A 1,307-nucleotide genomic window follows, 5' to 3' on the forward strand; every position below is an offset into this window, starting at 1 on the left:
ATGGCAGCCCTGAGCTGAGTGGAGTGGAGAGGGGAGAGGGATCTCCTCACTTTTCCTCTTTGAGACGATTATTTTCTTTCTTTTGTGTAGAAACTATTGATTTTGAATGGGCAGCATCTCCTCCTGTTTGCCCTTCTGTTTATGGAGGGTGGGGAGTTTTATTCCGACGGAGATGAGGAATTTTATTCCGACGAAACATGTGATGTATGCTTTCATACATTCGGGATAACGGAATTGTGTCTTGATCTCCCCTTTCGGGAATAGTATTTATATCATGGGGTGTAAGTTTACTCTACCTGATTAATTGTAATTTTTGTAAACTAAATCAGAAGATAGGGGTAGGTGATGATGGTGTCAAAGGCCATAATCGGTGAGCGGATCAGGGCTGCGAGGAAACTGGCGGGCCTTTCGCAGCAGGCGCTTGCCGACCAGGTGAAGGTCTCGAAGATGGCGATCTCCAAGTATGAATCCGGTGATGTGATACCCGGCTCCGGGATGCTGCTTGCCCTTGGAAAAGCTCTTGGCGTGAAGGTGGAGTTTTTTCTAAGGCCATTATCCGTAACACTGAGGCTGCCGCAGTACCGGTGCAGAAAGGCCCTCACCAAGAAGGAAGAGGCGATGATCCTCGGGAGGACAGAGGACTGGCTTGAGCGTTACCTGACAATCGAGCGGATCACCGGGGCAGAGGCAGGCCTTGATCTGTCTTCTCAGGATGAATGCAGGATCCGGAATGTTGAGGATATCGAAGCTCTGGCTCTGTCAGTCCGCACAAAATGGGATCTTGGTCTTGATCCGATCGAGAATGTGATGGATGTCCTTGAGCAGCATGGGATTAAGGTTGGTGTTCTTGCTGCGTCAGAGAAGTTTGATGCCCTGACCCTCTGGTATAATCATCATCCGGTTATCATTGTGAACAAAGAGATGCCGGGAGATAGGCAGCGTTTCAGCCTTGCCCATGAACTTGGACATCTCCTGATGCAGCTGGAATCTGATTTAGGTACGGGAGCAATTCCAGAGAAGGTTGACGAGATGGCGGCAAACCGGTTTGCCGGAGCATTTCTGGTACCTGAAGAGGTGGCAGTTCGTGAACTGGGAAGGGAGCGGACACGGCTGGATCTCCGGGAGCTCTATCTCCTGAAGCAGAAATACGGCCTGAGCATGGCTGCATGGATCTACCGGGCACTCGATCTTGGGATCATCACGCGGGATGGAGCAGACCGGCTCAGGAGAGAGCTCAGCATACGCGGATGGCGAAAGATAGAGCCGGGGAAGCAGATCCCATCCGAATCCCCAACACAGATGAGGCT

1 protein-coding gene is annotated in these 1,307 nt (G+C 51.1%); it reads left to right on the top strand.

The genetic code is table 11. The annotated features are described in order from the left end of the window. Positions 1 to 345: 345 nt before the first annotated feature. Positions 346 to 1,307: XRE family transcriptional regulator (locus QCH34_RS12795; protein ID WP_300334696.1), on the top strand; the 962-nt coding region annotated here is incomplete at its 3' end.

It is taken from the genome of Methanocalculus sp., from assembly GCF_029762515.1.
In the GTDB taxonomy this organism is placed as follows: Archaea; Halobacteriota; Methanomicrobia; order Methanomicrobiales; family Methanocorpusculaceae; genus Methanocalculus.